Origin of the sequence: Pseudoalteromonas sp. CF6-2 (assembly GCF_021729425.1) — a bacterium.
Lineage (GTDB): Bacteria > Pseudomonadota > Gammaproteobacteria > Enterobacterales > Alteromonadaceae > Pseudoalteromonas > Pseudoalteromonas arabiensis.
The window spans coordinates 2,172,201-2,187,233 of sequence record NZ_CP091442.1 but is presented as its reverse complement, the minus strand read 5'-3'; the positions used below and the strand labels follow the sequence as shown (position 1 = coordinate 2,187,233).

Annotated in this window: 15 protein-coding genes; 6 read left to right on the top strand and 9 right to left on the bottom strand. The window is 41.2% G+C overall.

What is annotated here, in order from left to right:
• The first annotated feature begins 156 nt into the window (after positions 1–156).
• The 3 genes from L3Q70_RS10145 to L3Q70_RS10135 all read left to right on the top strand — a co-directional run bounded on the left by L3Q70_RS10145 (position 157) and on the right by L3Q70_RS10135 (position 1,982).
• Positions 157–456 carry a DUF6172 family protein gene (locus L3Q70_RS10145; RefSeq protein WP_062570016.1) on the top strand — a complete coding sequence of 100 codons (300 nt, stop codon included), beginning with the start codon at positions 157–159 and terminating at the stop codon, positions 454–456.
• 66 nt (positions 457–522) lie between these two features.
• Positions 523–1,164: an alpha/beta hydrolase gene (locus tag L3Q70_RS10140; RefSeq protein ID WP_237114215.1), complete on the top strand. Its 642-nt coding sequence runs from the start codon at positions 523–525 to the stop codon at positions 1,162–1,164.
• 2 nt (positions 1,165–1,166) lie between these two features.
• On the top strand, positions 1,167–1,982 hold the full coding sequence (locus L3Q70_RS10135) for an alpha/beta hydrolase-fold protein (RefSeq protein ID WP_237114214.1): 816 nt from the start codon (positions 1,167–1,169) through the stop codon (positions 1,980–1,982).
• Between the two features lie 11 nt (positions 1,983–1,993).
• Here L3Q70_RS10135 and L3Q70_RS10130 read toward each other — a convergent pair whose 3' ends face one another.
• The 3 genes from L3Q70_RS10130 to L3Q70_RS10120 all read right to left on the bottom strand — a co-directional run bounded on the left by L3Q70_RS10130 (position 1,994) and on the right by L3Q70_RS10120 (position 5,179).
• A complete protein-coding gene (locus L3Q70_RS10130) occupies positions 1,994–2,473 on the bottom strand; it encodes a YchJ family protein (protein WP_237114213.1) in 480 nt (159 codons plus the stop codon).
• Positions 2,474–2,513: 40 nt separating this feature from the next.
• On the bottom strand, positions 2,514–2,951 hold the full coding sequence (locus L3Q70_RS10125; RefSeq protein ID WP_062570020.1) for a SulA-like leucine-rich domain-containing protein: 438 nt from the start codon (positions 2,949–2,951) through the stop codon (positions 2,514–2,516).
• A gap of 302 nt (positions 2,952–3,253) precedes the next feature.
• Entirely contained in the window at positions 3,254–5,179 is a 1,926-nt protein-coding gene (locus L3Q70_RS10120; RefSeq protein WP_062569389.1) for a S9 family peptidase, read from the bottom strand.
• Positions 5,180–5,328: 149 nt separating this feature from the next.
• Here L3Q70_RS10120 and L3Q70_RS10115 point away from each other — a divergent pair, with 149 nt between their 5' ends.
• Positions 5,329–5,919: an ATP-binding cassette domain-containing protein gene (locus L3Q70_RS10115; protein WP_237114212.1), complete on the top strand. Its 591-nt coding sequence runs from the start codon at positions 5,329–5,331 to the stop codon at positions 5,917–5,919.
• Positions 5,916–7,010: a DUF6136 family protein gene (locus tag L3Q70_RS10110; protein ID WP_267145281.1), complete on the top strand. Its 1,095-nt coding sequence runs from the start codon at positions 5,916–5,918 to the stop codon at positions 7,008–7,010. The genes L3Q70_RS10115 and L3Q70_RS10110 overlap by 4 nt, the downstream gene beginning before the upstream one ends.
• On the opposite strand, the gene fadE is transcribed toward L3Q70_RS10110, so the two are convergent.
• The gene (fadE, locus tag L3Q70_RS10105) at positions 7,007–9,463 is read right to left on the bottom strand and encodes an acyl-CoA dehydrogenase FadE (RefSeq protein ID WP_237114210.1); all 2,457 of its coding nucleotides are present in this window, start codon (positions 9,461–9,463) and stop codon (positions 7,007–7,009) included. The two genes, L3Q70_RS10110 and fadE, sit on opposite strands and share 4 nt — an antisense overlap.
• Positions 9,464–9,773: 310 nt before the next feature.
• Here fadE and L3Q70_RS10100 point away from each other — a divergent pair, with 310 nt between their 5' ends.
• Positions 9,774–10,538, top strand: a complete 765-nt coding sequence (locus tag L3Q70_RS10100) for a class II glutamine amidotransferase (RefSeq protein WP_130150165.1) — start codon at positions 9,774–9,776, stop codon at positions 10,536–10,538.
• Between the two features lie 98 nt (positions 10,539–10,636).
• Here L3Q70_RS10100 and L3Q70_RS10095 read toward each other — a convergent pair whose 3' ends face one another.
• The 5 genes from L3Q70_RS10095 to cmoA form a co-directional block, all read right to left on the bottom strand.
• Positions 10,637–11,422 (bottom strand): DUF3108 domain-containing protein, encoded by a 786-nt coding sequence (locus tag L3Q70_RS10095; RefSeq protein ID WP_237114209.1) that lies wholly within the window; start codon positions 11,420–11,422, stop codon positions 10,637–10,639.
• Positions 11,367–12,014: a phosphoribosylglycinamide formyltransferase gene (purN, locus tag L3Q70_RS10090; RefSeq protein WP_062569381.1), complete on the bottom strand. Its 648-nt coding sequence runs from the start codon at positions 12,012–12,014 to the stop codon at positions 11,367–11,369. Before purN ends, L3Q70_RS10095 begins: the two co-directional genes overlap by 56 nt.
• On the bottom strand, positions 12,014–13,066 hold the full coding sequence (purM, locus tag L3Q70_RS10085; RefSeq protein ID WP_054551593.1) for a phosphoribosylformylglycinamidine cyclo-ligase: 1,053 nt from the start codon (positions 13,064–13,066) through the stop codon (positions 12,014–12,016). Before purM ends, purN begins: the two co-directional genes overlap by 1 nt.
• Before the next feature lie 193 nt (positions 13,067–13,259).
• On the bottom strand, positions 13,260–14,228 hold the full coding sequence (gene cmoB / locus L3Q70_RS10080) for a tRNA 5-methoxyuridine(34)/uridine 5-oxyacetic acid(34) synthase CmoB (RefSeq protein ID WP_237114208.1): 969 nt from the start codon (positions 14,226–14,228) through the stop codon (positions 13,260–13,262).
• A gap of 28 nt (positions 14,229–14,256) precedes the next feature.
• Positions 14,257–14,982 carry a carboxy-S-adenosyl-L-methionine synthase CmoA gene (gene cmoA, locus L3Q70_RS10075; RefSeq protein WP_062569419.1) on the bottom strand — a complete coding sequence of 242 codons (726 nt, stop codon included), beginning with the start codon at positions 14,980–14,982 and terminating at the stop codon, positions 14,257–14,259.
• Between the last annotated feature and the right edge of the window lie 51 nt (positions 14,983–15,033).

Below are 15,033 nucleotides of genomic sequence, written 5' to 3'. Positions count from 1 at the left end.
TAATTCAATTGTCATAACTTTCTTGTACGCTACAATAGGTAATATAGATAAATTTAAGCGTATTATTAAAAACTACAGCTAATTTTAAATGTGCTTGTTATAATGCGACCTAGTGGCTTTATGCCATGACTATTGAATCAAGTTATTAGGACCATAATGAAAAAAACATTCACGCTTAACCATGAGAAAATCAAATATCCTCGTATGGTTGATGCAGCCAAACACGAAGTAAAAAAATACTTAAAACGTGAACGCAACAAAACACTTCCTGAAGGGGCTGATTATTGGGCGTTTGACTGTAAGTTTGGCGAATCTGCAGAAGATGCTCAGGTTGTGCATGTGGCAGAGATCAACAAATGCATTAGCGATATTGAAGCCAAAGGACTTATGACGTTTTATGTTGAAATCTTAGCGCGTCCTGCACAGCGACAATTACAAGAGTTTGACGAAGAGTAAACGTCAAACGAGCGAATCTAAGAGTGGGCCTTATGGCCCATTTTTATTGCCTAGCTATGGATTAGTATGCGCTGTTTTTTATTACTGCTCGTTATTTGCGGATGCCAAGTCCAAGCAAATACGATTTATGATGAGCTTCCTAGTAGCTTCAATAGCAATGAGCATTATGTTTTTTATTCTCATGGTTACATCGTCGAAGGTGAGCACATTCGTCCACGCCATCCAAAATATGGCACTTATGATTTTCCTGCAATTAAAAAAGCACTAGCAGATCCAGCCTATAACTTAATTGCATACCACCGAAAAAAAGGCACGGCCCCATTTTTATTTGCTAAAAAGCTAGCTGCTGATGTCGACATCTTATTAAATGCAGGTGTTCCTGAGTCGCATATTAGTCTAGTTGGTTTTTCACGGGGTGGGGCATTATCGATACTGGCAGCCAATGAACTTAAACGCACAAATATCAACTTAATTATATTAGCAGGGTGTGCCAGTTTAATTAAAAAGCATCCATCAGTTAGGGCATACGGTAAGGTTTACTCAATCTTTGAACGTTCAGATCAGGTTGGCTCTTGCCAATTTTTAATTGATAGGAGTGAAGCCACTAAGTTCGAAGAAATAAGCATTAATACAGGACTCTCTCATGGCGCATTTTATAAGCCAAAAGATGAGTGGGTGTTACCCGTTAAGAAATGGCTAAAGGATTAACGATGCCTAATATACTTTTTATTTTGATGTTCTGTATTTTTGGGACAAGCTTTACCACTTGGGCTGAACCCTATACTTTGCCGCGCACTAATACAGTTTTGCTAAAAGATAAACATACAGAAAACGAATACCCCATTACTATCAAACTGCCTCGTAGCTATCAAAAGCAAAACCAGAAACGTTACCCAGTGGTTTATCTGTTAGATGCCAATTACAATTTACCCATAGCCTCTGGTGCCAGCCGCTTTATGATGAATTCAGGCTCTATTGAAGAGGTAATTCTTGTTGCTGTTGGTTATCAAAAGGGCATATCTGGGCTCGATAGCCGAATTCATGATTACACACCGTTTGTTGATAAGACGTGGAAACGTGCTACAGGGGGCGCAAAGCAACATTTAAATTACTTAAAACAGACTGTTATCCCTTATATTAACGCACATTATCGAACTGGCACGCAAAAGACGCTTGTCGGTAATTCGTTAGGGGGCCTGTTTGCTGCTTATACCTTATTTACCGAGCCGACGCTTTTTTCAAGCTATATACTGGGCAGCCCATCAGTGTGGTTTAAAGAAAACTCAATATTAGCTATGGCTGTAAAACCAGCTACCAACACTACAAAAGTTTACATCGCAGTGGGTGAGCTTGAAGAGAGTGAAGGTGAAAAAATGGTTTCTGGTACTAAACAATTAGTAGATAAAATTAATAAGCAAAGTGGCGAACACGTGATGACAAATTTATTTGTTATTCCACATGCCCACCACGCAACGGCTTTCCCTACAACGGCCAGTCAAGGTTTAGATTGGCTATATAAAAAGTGATTAGCCATGATTTAAATTGCGTGACATTTTTTATATTTTTTGCCGCTACCGCAAGGGCATTCATCATTACGGCCAATTTTAATATCTGCAACGGGCGTTATATCACCATCTAGGTAACGCCATAGTCCATTTTCTATAATAAAACGCGATTTCTCGTGTAACTCACAATACAAGTTTTGGTAAAAGTAATTTGCTTTAAATTCTACAAAACCTTCTTGCTCGTTATATTCAGTATCTAAAACGCTTAGTTTGGTAAAACGACAGCTATTAGCAAAATCTTTGATTTCGCGAACCGAGTTAGCGGCTTGTTGGCTTTGTGCATAGGTACTAAATACATATTTTGCATCTTTTAGCGCGTAAGCACTAAAACGAGAACGCATAAGTTGCTGTGGAGTATCAGCTTGGCTTGCGCCTGTATGAAATGGCTGGCAGCAAAGCTCGTAAGTCAATTCGCTGCCACAAGGACAAAGGGAGTGTGTGAGTGATGTCATAACAACTTACCTAAAACTATAAATTGTTATTTTAACAAGCCTATTGTGGCTGGGGTACTAAATTGTTTAATTGGGCGCTTTTTGTAAAACAATAAAACTTAGCAGATGCCTGCTCAAGGTTTAAATTCATAGCATCTAGTTGGTGGTTGTTTACAATATCTGTCCATGTGATCACAGCAGCAAAGTTACCGTTATGTAATGCTGAGCTAAGTACGTACTCAAGGTTAACTAAATGCTTTTGTCTGATCACAAGTAGTTTGCTGGTATCAATCGAACATGAATCTAATAATGCTTTGCTAGGAACATGATCAGGGGCAATTAATAGTGTCCATGCATTTTGGCTATTGTAATGATGCAATACTTTTAATAGCTCAAAGGTTGCTGATATTTCGTCTTCAATTTGAATTAAATTAACAGACGCTTTGTCGTTATCTTGTTGGTAGCTTTTAACTGTTCTTAATGTAATTGGCTGTAACATAACTTTCACTCACTGGTTGTTTATACAGTATGTGTATACAGTAGTTTATACAGTGTTTTTGCGCAAGTACTTTTTTGCTATTTTTTAACCAATAGTTCAGTTTTATTTTAATTAAAAATATTTAGTTGTTATTAAACAGTTGGTTATGGTTTTGTTTTGAAGGTTGAAAAAGGTGAGAAATTTACCACTAAAGCTATACAGTGTTTTGCACAGTACTGTATGAACTACTAAATTTTGCTTATATACAGGTATTTTGCATAAAAAAGCCGGTATAAAACCGGCCTTTAATCTTTACTATTTTACTACTTATCTAAGTAGGTATTTAAAAACTCAAGGTATGCGTTTGAGGCCTTTATGCGGTTTTCCTTTTTAGTAAAACCATGGCCTTCATCATCAAATAACACATAGTCGACAGGCACACCATTTGCCTTTACAGCGGCAACAAGTTCATCGCTTTCAACTTGTAAAACCCGTGGGTCGTTAGCACCTTGGATCACCATTAATGGTTTAGTGATGTTTTTAGCGTGAAAGAGTGGCGAAATTGCACGGTGACGTTCGCCGTCTGTAGCTGGATCGCCCATTTCATCATACAGCGCCTTTTTAAAACTTTCCCACCATGGTGGAATCGAGTTTAAGGTTCTAACCCAGTTTGTCACACCAAAGATATTGATGCCTACTTTGAATTCTTCAGGTTCGAAGGCAAGTGCTGCAGCGGTCATAAAGCCACCGTAACTCCCTCCCATGATGCCAATTTTGTCTGCATCAACCCAATCTAGGCTTTGCAGGTGCTTTTTACCATAAACGATATCTTGTAAATCGTCAGTGCCATGTTTTTTGTCATCTAAATGGAAGAAGGTTTTACCGTAACCTGAACTGCCACGGTTATTGACTGCAAAAATGGCATAACCATGATTGACTAGATGCTGCTGCATCGCACTATAACCTGTGCGGCTTTGTCCGCCAGGACCGCCATGCACCCAAACTAAAGCTGGTACTTTGTTGTTGCTGTTTGCTTGCTTAGGCTTGTATAAAACCCCTGGGATTTCTAAACCATCAAAGCTTTTAAAGCGCACAATTGTGCTTTCAACTAAGTCACTTTGATCAATTGCATCACTTAGTGTGTTAGTTAACTGTTTAGCTTTCGACTCACCGAGTTGCCACACAAATAAGTTGCTTGGTGAGGTATCTGAATTCAAGTAAAACGCCATGGTTTTTTCATCAGCAGAGAAGTTTACACCTCGTAAATTACCAGCAGGCAGCGATGGCATAGCAATGCCTTTACCTGTGGTGGTATCGATTATCGACACCTTAGTGCTTGCGTCCGCATTAACACCACTTACTTGATAACGGCCAGATTTAGAGAAATAAATAAAGCTCACATCCCATTCATCTTTGAGGGCAGGGCTATGCTCGCCAGTGGTTAAATCATAGCGCCAAATTTCTGCAAACTCACCTTTGGCATCGGTTGAGTAATACAGTGATTTACTGTCCCTTGAGAAGGTTTCAGGACCGAACTTGGCATCGTCGTCATGATGAGTGATGAGTTCAGGTTTAAGCGTTTTTTTGCGAGTATCAAGAATGAATACATCGCTGTCTTTGTTAGAATTGTTTTTCGATAAAGCAATAAAACGGCCATCAGGGCTGATTGCACCGACATCAAGCCCCATAGTATTTTGATAAACAGGGGTCACTTCATAGCTGCTAGTATCAACGCGGTACAGATCCATAAATTTAGCGTCGCGTTGGTTGCTGGTTATAAAGAAGTGTTTACCATCTTCAGTAAAGCCAGCAAATCCTGCACGGGTTTCTTCACCAGGGGTGAGGTCTTTAACTGTGCCATCGGTTTCGCGAACATAGATGTGATAACGCTCGTTACCCCCTGAGTCTTTAGTAAATAGCACGCGCTCATCGTTAGGGAAATAAGCGACTGCATAAGTACTGTCTTCAAAATCTGTTAAACGGGTTTTCTTGGCGGTTTTAATATCGACTTCGTACAAGCTATAAATACCGCTTTCGTCGCTGCTTATTAGTACTTTGTCGCCCTTCGGCGAAAAGCTACTGCCCATAATTGAGGTTGTATCAAAAAAGGTCTCAGCATCATATTGCTTAACTGTTTGCACTTGCTGTTGGTTATTAGTACTGGTTGTTGATTGGTTTGATTGTGAACATCCTGCTAATGCAAGGCTGAGCGCACAAGCAATGGCTGCTAATTGGAAACTCGGTTTCATTGTAATTATTCCTTTTTATTTTTCCGCAATAGAGTCTTACTTGTTCAATTTATAAACGCAAGCCTTCGAGCGTCGATATTTGTTACAAATCGTGTAACTAAATGTGGACACTAGTGTGTTAGTATTTTTCCAGAATTAAAGGAATAATCATGATAGAAATTAAAGACCTCAATAAGCGTTTCGCTTCGGCTCAAGTTTTTAAAAATTATAATAAGCAGTTCAACGGCAAAAAAACTTGTTTACAAGCAGCTAATGGCAAGGGCAAAACAACATTACTGATGATCATTGCAGGCCTCGAAAGTTCACAATCAGGGTATGTTTTATTCAATAGTGAAACAATAGAATCTGTTCAAAATTATGTTTCGATTGCCAGTGACCGTATTGCGCTGCCCGATTTTTTAACCGCGCGACAAATTATTGAACTTAGTTGCAAGGCGTTAAAGAAAGAAATGCCAGAGCAACTTATTACTGGATTTAGGTTGGATGAGCATCTGAACACCCGTTTCAGGGCTTTGTCGAGTGGTAATCAAAAGAAGTGCCAGCTTATTATTGCTTTTTTAAAGCAAGCCCCATTTTTGTTGTTAGATGAACCGAGTGCAGCATTAGACCAAGAAAGCATTCGATTTTTACTGACTTTACTTGATGACTACCTCAATGATAAACCTAATGGGCAGATCATCATAACAAGCCATGAACCGGAGGTATTTTTACAGCACGGTTTTGAGTGTTCATCATTATGATTGACTACTTTGCCAGATACATCTCATTTCTCTCTTTTCGATATCTAGCATATACGACTACCCTTAAAAGTATGCTGTCTCAGCTAAAGAGTTTTAGCTTGCTGTTCGCACTCGTACTAGGTCCTGCATTTCTTGGTTTGGTTTTACTGTTGTTTTTAGGGCTTGGAAAAATAGTTGATAGCTATGCAGCTCCCGCTTACGGTGCAAAATTAGCAGTGGTTTATCTTTTACTTGAATCGGTGATGTTATGGGCCATGGCCCCAGCTATTAAAAATGCGCAAAATAGGGCATTTCAGCGCAGTTTATTTAAATCTTCTTGGCGAGTGTGCGTTGACTGCAAATTACTATTTTTAAGTAATGCTTGGCTTATTGCGAGTTTATTAATAGCAATGGATCTATCGCTAAAGCAATGGCTACAAGTGCCTCATTTTCTTTTGTTCATGTTGTTGCAATGGTTTTGTGGGGTATTTGTTCTTTATAGGCCACTTGCGCTCTTTTATAGCTTCTTAATAAGTTTTGTATTGGTACTACTGCCTGTTAGTTTAACTTCGCTGCAATACTTTTTGGGGTTTGTAGCTATTTTCTGCTGTTCGACTTTAATTCCCCCTGTGAGAATAAGTCATAAGTTAAAAATACACTCGCTTGCCTTATTTTGGCTTAGTTACTTTTTACAGAACAGCTGGAGCTTAATATGGCGTGGCTCAGTATTGCTAGTATGCTTGCTCGCTTTATTACAGCTAATTGCAGTTCGTAGTGACTTTAGTGACTTGATACAAGCTGTGGCTTTTTCAGTATGCGTGTTGCTAACGAGCTCGCTGCAGTTCGATTGCTTGGCCGTTTTTAATAAATACCGGTTATTTTTTCAAAGTGCCAACCTAGGCAAGCAGTTTTACATAAGCCAGTTTTTACCCAGCCTTATATTTTTTGCTGTGGCTCTAGTGGTACTTATAAGCATGCTTGGCACTAACTTGAGTTACATCCCCATTGGGGCAGTATGGTGTGTATTACAGCAATATTTAGCGCAAAAAAAACCAGCGCATTATGCGCTGGTTTGGTTCGTTATAACAATTGGAATAATGTTTATTGCTTAAGCGGCATCCGCTTTTTTATTGCCTTCACCACGAGCAACTTTACCAGCAACTAAGTCAGCAGGGTCAAAGTCGTCAACGTTAATAACGTCAAGACGGGCTTTTTCAACTGCGGCTAGTTTGTCGGCTTCTGCTTGGCTTAAAATGCCTGCTTCTAAGCCCATTTGCGCTACTTTATCAAGTTGGAAGAAAGGCAGTTTTACGCCTTTTTCACGGCATACCTTATTAAACAGCGGTTCAACTTCGAGTACGTCTTTGAGCGTTTGCTCTTGACGACCAACAAGGTTAAGCGGCTCGTTTTTAAGGTAAATGTAGTTAGCTAAACGGTTACGAGTTTCGCTTGGTACTTGTAGTAAGTGAGCAAGTTTGTGCTCAAGCTTATCAGTAGGTTTACGAACAGGACGACCGAATGGGAATAACATGATTTTTAGCATTGCACGAAGTGGTGCAGATGGCATGTTATTGATTAAGTCAGCAAGTGCACGTTGGCAGTGGTAAAGGTGATCTTGGCAGCTCCATTGAACAAGCGCAAAATCTTCTTTTTTACGGCCTTCATCGTTGTAACGTTTAAGTGTTGCAGATACAAGATATAAGTAGCTTAGTAAGTCACCTAAACGTGCAGAGATACGCTCTTTACGCTTCAATGAACCACCAAATACCGCCATGCTAATATCTGACATTAATGCTAATGATGCACTGAAACGTGATGCAATACGGTAGAATTCCGCTGTTTCGTCTTTGTATGGCGTGCTTGTGAAGCGAGCATTAGTAAAGGCTAACCACTTAGTACGAACTAGGTTCGAAATTGTAAAGCCAATGTGGCCCATTAACGCTTTATCGAATACTGACAGTGCTTCTTCACGGTCTTCAATCGCACAAGCACCTAGCTCAGTTAACACGAATGGATGACAGCGAATCGCACCTTGACCATAGATGATCATATTACGCGTTAAGATGTTTGCACCTTCTACGGTAATTGCAATTGGCGCACCTTGGTAACCACGGCCTAGGTAGTTGTTTGGACCAAGCATAATGCCTTTACCACCGTGAACATCCATGCCGTGAATCGTTGCTTCACGCATTTGCTCAGTTAAGTGATATTTGATAATCGCAGATACAACCGATGGTTTTTCACCAAGGTCAACAGCACCTGTAGACATGCTAACTGCAGCATCAGAGCTGTATGCGTAACCTGCAAGTTTTGCTAATGACTCTTCAACGCCTTCCATTTGACCAATAGGTAAACGGAATTGACGACGAATACGGCTGTAAGAGCCTGTTGCAAGCGCAATTGTTTTAATGCCACCTGTTGAGTTAGACGGCAATGTGATTGCACGACCAACAGATAAACATTCAACAAGCATACGCCAGCCTTGACCTGCCATTTTCGGGCCACCAATGATGTAATCAAGTGGCACGAAAATATCTTTACCACGAGTAGGACCATTCTGGAATGGAACATTTAGCGGGAAGTGGCGACGGCCAATTTCTACTCCTGGAGTATCTGTTGGGATAAGTGCACAAGTAATACCTGGTTCTTTGTCTTCACCGAGTAAACCATCTGGATCTTGTAGTTTAAATGCAAGGCCAAGTACAGTGGCAACAGGGGCAAGAGTGATGTAACGCTTGTTCCACGTTAGGCTAATACCGACAACCTCTTCACCGTTCCATTGACCTTTACATACAACACCGTAATCAGGAATTGCACTTGCGTCAGAACCTGCTTCTGGTGATGTTAAAGCAAAGCATGGAATTTCGTGACCACTTGCAAGGCGTGGTAAGTAATGATCTTTTTGCTCTTTAGTACCATAGTGCTGAAGTAGCTCACCTGGGCCTAACGAGTTAGGTACACCTACGATAGAAGATAGTAACGTTGATTTACTGGTTAGCTTTTGCAGTACACATGATTGTGCATAAGCAGAAAACTCTAAACCGCCGTATTCTTTTTTGATGATCATGGCAAAGAATTTGTTATCTTTTAGGTATTGCCAAACATCTTGCGGTAAATCAGTTAGTTCGTGCGTTGCGTGCCAATCATCTAGCATGCTACATACTTCTTCAACTGGACCATCAATAAACGCTTGCTCTTCGATAGTCAGTTTCGGGGCAGGGTACTGATGTAATTTGTTCCAGTCAGGACGGCCACAAAATAGATCCGCTTCCCACCATGTAGTACCAGCATCAATAGCTGATTTTTCAGTATCCGACATAGTCGGTGTTACTTTTTTAAACGCAGCAAAGATTGGTTTAATGATGTATTGTTGACGAATGCTAGTCACAGAAAGTGGCACAGCAATAAGTAAGAATAGTAGCCAACTAATTGCGCCAAACGCGCCAGCAAATGTGCCAACAAGTAAAGTCGCAATGGCAATACCTAAACAGGTATTCCAGCTTGATCTGTGGTAACTCGCAACGCTAAGCAGCACGAGTAAACCTAGTAAAAATATGAGAGTCATTGATTATTCCTTAATAGAGGTCAGACCACCTCTTTTAGAGTAGCGCTAGAACAAGCAATTATCAAGAGGGGAACAAGGATAAAACAGTAATTACTGCTGTGTTTGTTTGAACAAGTTGTACATTAGATCAAAGTAAGCTGATTTAAGGAGTTATTTTTGAAATTACCATCATATATTTAATAGTTTACCCATCGAGTTTATAAAAAATTAGGGAGCTAGTTGCTAACAGTGCCACTATGTTTAACAATAGCTGCGAGCAACGCTGCATTGCGATGCAATTCTTTCATTATGTATATAGGTATAGAGTTTTATGTGTGAGTTGCTTGGCATGTCGGCCAATGTACCAACGGATATTTGTTTCAGTTTTTCAGGGTTATTAGAACGCGGTGGCAATACTGGCCCACATAAAGATGGTTGGGGTATTACTTTTTATGAAGGAAAAGGCTGTCGTACGTTTAAAGATCCAGAGCCAAGTTGCCAGTCTGAGATTGCCAAGCTTGTTAAAGCTTACCCGATAAAGAGTATTTCGGTGATAAGCCATATTCGTCAGGGCAATCGTGGTCGTGTGTGTCTTGAAAATACCCACCCATTTACTCGTGAGCTATGGGGACGTGAAATTACGTATGCTCATAATGGTCAACTTTCTAATTATCATGATTTAAAACCTGAGCATTATAGACCTGTTGGAAATACCGACAGTGAATTAGCATTTTGCTGGTTACTTGATAAAGTGCGAGAAAAATACCCTAAACGTCCTTCAAATATGGCATCCGTGTTTCGCTATGTAGCTAAACTTGCGCATACTTTACGTGAAAAGGGCGTGTTTAATATGTTGCTCACTGACGGTGTGTATGTGTTGGCATATTGCACTAATAATCTGCATTGGATCACTCGTCGTGCGCCATTTGGTAAAGCGACATTAATTGATGCTGATATGGTGGTTGATTTTCAAAAAGAAACCACACCGAATGATGTGGTTACTGTCATTGCGACAAGGCCGCTCACCAACGACGAACGCTGGCAAAAAATGGAGCCAGGTGAGTTCGCGTTATTTAAAATGGGCGAATTAATCTAAGTAGCAGCGGGTTCACCCCGCGACTTTTAAAAGATAAATTTACCCAAACGCAGACACCTTCTCGTGATGTAAACGCTTTTCGCGATGTAAAATCGCGACTACTTATCATTAGCTACGGTAACAGGTGTAGTGACAGTGAATGAGTTAAGTTGTACTTCAAACTGTTCGACACCTTTTTCACCTTTCCACATACGAACTAGCATGTAGTCCATTTCTGGGGCAAACCAAGCAAGGGCTTGACGTTTATTGTTGTCGTATAAGCGTTTTACTTTAATTGCATCTATATTACCGATTGGCAATGAAATCATTTCTGTGCCAATGACTTCAAAGTCATAACTACGCAGGTTGCCTTTTTTATCTACTAAAGGATAAGAAAGCTGCGTTTTACCTTGCTTTAATTCTTCGCGAACCTGTACTTGATACGATAACGAGTCTTGGAAATCGTCTGACCAATCGAATTTCAGCGGGTATTTACTTTGGTTACTGTTGACCTGCTTGTGAACAGGATCGAATTTGAGCGTGTATTCTTTATCTGGCCCTGTTCCTGTTCGCTCCATAGCGTAGCTAAGAGGTGATATTTTATGATCTTGGTAACTAAATTCGGAGGTTTCTTTTCGGGAGTCAGAAAAAATCATCCATTCAATTTCACTATGATAGGTAAGTACATAGTTGCCATCGTTGATTTTTTTTAGCTCACGTACCGCTTTACCATGGGTTTCACCTTTACGAAGTACATCGTATTTGGCTTGGTATTGAGTGAGGTCGCCAGCTAGAACACTGGTAGGAAGTAATAAAGTGCCCACACATGCGAGTAGGGCACTTCGTTTTTTATTCTGGGTAATGTGCGCCGTGTGCAGGAAGTTTCTTTTTGTCAAAAACTGCATAATCTGCTTCCATCTTGAGTCGTTGTTCACTGAACCACTTGACCACCAAAGGATAGATTATATGTTCTTGTTGATGAACACGTTGCGCAAGTGTGTCTGCGGTATCGTTTTCGAGTACCGGTACTTTGGCCTGAAGCACAACGGGACCACCGTCTAGCTCTTCAGTTACAAAGTGAACACTTACGCCGTGAACCTCATCTTTTGCATCTATTGCTCTTTGATGGGTATTCAGCCCTTGGTACTTAGGCAACAAAGAAGGATGAATGTTCAACATTTTTCCTTTAAATTTTTGCACTAAGCTAGGTGTTAGAATACGCATAAAACCAGCTAATACAACCAGATTTGGTTCAAAACTGTCAATAATGTCCATTAACTCAGCATCATAGGCCTCACGCGAGTCAAAATCTTTATGGCTAAGTACACGTGTTTGTATACCTGCATTTTTAGCTCGCTCAAGGCCATAAGCGTCGGCTTTATTACTAATTACAGCGGCGATGTCGGCCTTGATTTCACCGCGCGCACAAGCGTCGATGATGGCTTGAAGGTTTGAACCGCTACCAGAAATTAATACAACAAGACGACAAGGGGTCATTAGTCACGACCACCTAAAATTTCTACTTGCTCTTCGCCTGCTTTCGCATCTTGGATCTCACCGATATGCCATGCATTTTCGCCAAGATCTTTAAGAATTGTTAAGCTTTGCTCAAGTTTGTCGGCAGGAACAACTAAAACCATACCTACACCGCAGTTGAATGTACGGTACATTTCGTGAGTTGTGATGTTGCCGTTTTCTTGTAACCAGTTGAAAACAACAGGCCATTCCCAGCTGTCGCCTTTGATTACTGCTTTTGCAGACTCAGGAAGTACGCGCGGGATGTTTTCCCAGAAACCACCACCCGTGATGTGCGATAACGCGTGAACGTCAACCTGCTTGAATAACTCAAGTAGTTGTTTAACGTAAATGCGAGTTGGCTCTAAAAGGTGATCGCCAAGTGTTTTGCCTTCAAGCTCTGCGCTTGTGTCTGCACCAGATACTTCAAGTACTTTACGAATTAATGAGAAGCCGTTTGAATGAGGACCACTTGATGCAAGTGCGATTAATTGGTCGCCTGCAGCCACTTTCGTACCGTCGATAATTTTTGATTTTTCTACAACACCCGTACAGAAACCAGCCATGTCGTAATCTTCGCCGTCGTACATACCTGGCATTTCAGCAGTTTCACCGCCGATTAATGCGCAGCCAGAAAGCTCACAGCCTTTACCAATGCCAGTTACAACATCAGCCGCAGTATCTACGTCTAATTTACCAGTTGCATAGTAGTCAAGGAAAAATAGTGGCTCAGCACCTTGTACGATAAGGTCGTTTACACACATAGCAACAAGGTCAATACCCACTGTGTCGTGCTTTTTAAGATCAATAGCTAAACGTAGTTTTGTACCAACGCCGTCTGTGCCAGCAACCAGTACAGGCTCTTTATAGCCAGTTGGTAGTTCGCAAAGTGCGCCAAAACCACCGATACCGCCCATTACTTCAGGACGTCTGGTTTTTTTAACTACGCCTTTAATACGCTCAACAAGTGCATTACCGGCATCGATATCTACGCCCGCGTCTTTATAGCTAAGAGACTGTTTTTGTTCGCTCACAGGTTTTCCTCAAAAAAGTTGCATGTGGGTTGCTTAGAAACGCGCGTATTTTACAACAATTGCACTGGCGCGGCTAGTTGAAAAATCACTTTAACCGACTTGACAAGGACAGTTGTCCGCTAAAAAAGGAATTAGCTACTGGGTTTTAGGCTCTTGGTTTGTTCAGAGCCTAAAACCGAGAGCCAAATTTGGCTTAAGCTTTCGCGGTTAAAATAGCGCGAAGAGGGGCAGGGTAACCTTCGATGGTTTTGCTGGTGTCATTTGGATCTAAAAAGTCGATGAGTGATTCGTTTTCCATCCACTCGGTTTTACGTTGTTCTTCAAGCGTTGTGATTGCGCAGTCTTTAACTTGTACATCTTTAAAGCCAACACGCTCCATCCATAGTTTTAATGCCGCGGTGCTTGGAATAAACCACACATTACGCATTTTGGCATAACGGTCGGTTGGCACTAAGACTCTATGCTCATCACCTTCAACAACCAAGGTTTCAAGTACCAGCTCACCACCTGGGCGAAGCTGCGCTTTTAACTGCGCTAAAAAGTCGATAGGTGAGCGGCGGTGATATAAAACACCCATCGAAAACACGGTATCGAATGCTTTTAGTTCAGGCAGAGCCTCTACACCTAGCGGCAGTAAATGCACGTTTTCATCTTGGTGATAGTGTTTAATTGCTTGGAATTGGCATAAGAATAAATCGGATGGATCAATACCCACCACAAAATTTGCGCCTTCACCGCGCATGCGCCATAAGTGGTAACCCGAGCCACAACCAATATCAAGCACAGTGCGGCCTTTTAACGGTTCGATATGCGGCAGTAAACGATCCCATTTCCAATCACTGCGCCACTCAGTATCAATCTCAATACCGTGTAAGCTAAATGGCCCTTTACGCCATGGCATCATGCGCTTTAATAAATGCGTTAACTGTTTTTGCTGACCTTCAGATAGCTCGTCACCGGTGCCAATTTGTACTTTATTCTGAAGGTTTACATGGTTGGTGCTTACTTCAGGTAAGTTTTTCAGCACTTTTTGCCATTTAGGTAAATCGCCGTGGCTGGCTTCTAGTTCCCAGTGCTTTAATTGACCTGGCAAAGTTTCGAGCCAGTGACTAAGCGGGCTTTGTGCAATCGCAGCGTAAAATTGGTTAAACCATTGAGACATGAAATACTCTTTTATATCGTTGTGATGATTACTTGATTGCAATCATCGAGCAGAAGTTAAAACATTGATACCACACTTGCGTTTGGCTAAAACCAATTTCACTTAATCGGTTTAAGTGGGTAGATAAATGATCAGGGCGCATGACGTTTTCGATAGCCGTACGCTTTTGGCTGATCTCAAGCTCCGAGTAGCCGTTATGACGCTTAAAATCATGGTGTAAATCAATGAGCAAATTATCGCATTGCTCATCTTCACCTTTAATTTTTTCGCTAAGCAGCAAAACGCCGCCAGGTTTTAAATTTGCGTAAATCTTTTCAAGCACCGCGTGGCGTTTTTCAGGCGGTATAAACTGTAGAGTAAAGTTCATCGCTACCACAGAGGCATTCTCGATTACTAAATCGTTTATATCACCCAGCGTGACTGTGACCGGCACGTCAGAGCGAAAACCTTGTAAATGTAATTTACAGCGTTCAACCATCGCTTGTGAGTTATCGACCGCAATGATGTTACAGTTATCGGTGCGAATATTACGGCGCATACTTAACGTTACTGCACCAAGTGAACAGCCTAAGTCGTATAGGTTTGAATTGCTTTGCGCGTACTCGCCAGCCAGCTTACCCATGGTGCTTACTATGGTGGCATAGCCTGGCACCGAGCGCTGGATCATATCAGGGAAAACTTCTACTACATGTTGGTCAAAGCTAAAGTCTTTAACCGCTTGCTCAGTGGCATAAATACTGTCTTTTTGCGTCACGTGAACAGTCTCTTTAAAAAATAATACCGCTATTTTAGCATTTTTAACTGG